Genomic DNA, 1,462 nt, shown 5'->3' with positions numbered 1-1,462 from the left:
CCCGTTACCTTCTTGATGGCCCTGCAACGGGGCTCCCGGCCTTCGGGCCCGGCATGACTGAGCCCCCTTGTCGATCAGGATCGAAAAAGTGGTGTCACCGGGACCGAAGGCATTGGCAGACCGCTGATTAGGGGCACGAGCGCCGATCCCGGATGGGAGAAGCAGTCTCTTCGTAACGTGGATGCTGGCACGCTGATGCCGCAGGTGAGGCCGGGAAGAACGCGCGTACGGGAGCAAGCACGTGGGTGGTCAAGGTGGCATCGACGTCTATCTGGGTCTGGACGTCGGCAAGGGCGAACACCATGCGACGGCGCTGACCCCGGAGGGCAAGAAGACCTTCGACAAGCGGCTGCCCAACACCGAATCGAAGCTCCGCGAGGTCTTTGCCAAGCTCCAGGCCAAGCACGGCACCGTCCTGGTGGTGGTCGACCAGCCTGCTTCCATAGGCGCCCTGCCTTTGGCAGTGGCTCGTGACGCGGGCTGTCGTGTCGCCTATCTGCCGGGCCTGACAATGCGGCGGATCGCCGATCTCTACCCCGGCGAGGCGAAGACCGACGCCCGCGACGCGTATGTCATCGCGGACGCGGCCCGTTCGATGCCGCACACGCTGCGGGCCATCGAGGCGGCCGACGAGACCGTGGCCGAGCTGGAGATGCTGACCGGCTTCGACGATGACCTGGCCACCGAGGTGACACGGACCAAGAACCGACTGCGGGGCCTGCTGACACAGATCCATCCGCCGCTGGAGAAGATCCTCGGCCCACGCCTGGACCACCCTGCCGTGCTCACCTTGCTCGAACGCTTCGGCTCTCCTGCCCAGCTACGGAAGGCAGGGCGGCGCAGACTCGTCACACTGCTGCGGCCGAAGGCCCCGCGAATGGCCGAGCGCCTGGTCGAGGACATCTTCATCGCACTCGACGAGCAGACCGTGGTCGTCCCCGGGACCGACGCAGCCGCATTGATCATTCCTAATCTCGTCTCCAGCCTCGGCTCCGTACTGGACCAGCGCAGACTCCTCGCAGCCCGGATTGAGGAACTGCTGGAGGCCCACCCTCTTTCCCCGGTCCTGATCTCGATGCCCGGCATCGGGGTCAGGACCGCCGCCCGGATCCTCATCGACGTCGGCGACGGCAGCGCTTTCGCCTCCGCCGGCCACCTGGCCGCCTACGCTGGCCTGGCTCCGGTCACACGCGCCTCCGGCTCCTCCATCCGCGGCGAACACCCCGCTCGGCGAGGTAACAAGCAGCTCAAACGCGCCTTCTACCTCGCCGCGTTCGCCTCGCTCTCTCAGCCAGAGTCACGGACCTACTACGACAGGAAACGCCGCGAGGGGAAACACCATGTCGCAGCGCTGATCGCTCTCGCCCGCAGACGCATCGACGTGCTCTTCGCCATGCTCCGCGACGGCACTTTCTACGAGCCGCCGACCCCTATCGCGGCTTGACGAAGGCCATAGGGGCAC

1 protein-coding gene is annotated in these 1,462 nt (G+C 66.4%); it reads left to right on the top strand.

The window, feature by feature from the left end:
* Positions 1-241: 241 nt before the first annotated feature.
* Entirely contained in the window at positions 242-1,444 is a 1,203-nt protein-coding gene (locus AQI88_RS42330; RefSeq protein WP_067011133.1) for an IS110 family RNA-guided transposase, read from the top strand.
* The last annotated feature ends 18 nt before the right edge of the window (positions 1,445-1,462 follow it).

Origin of the sequence: Streptomyces cellostaticus, from assembly GCF_001513965.1 — a bacterium.
GTDB lineage: Bacteria > Actinomycetota > Actinomycetes > Streptomycetales > Streptomycetaceae > Streptomyces > Streptomyces cellostaticus.
Note: the sequence above shows the minus strand (reverse complement) of the source record. Positions and strands in the feature narration are given on the sequence as shown.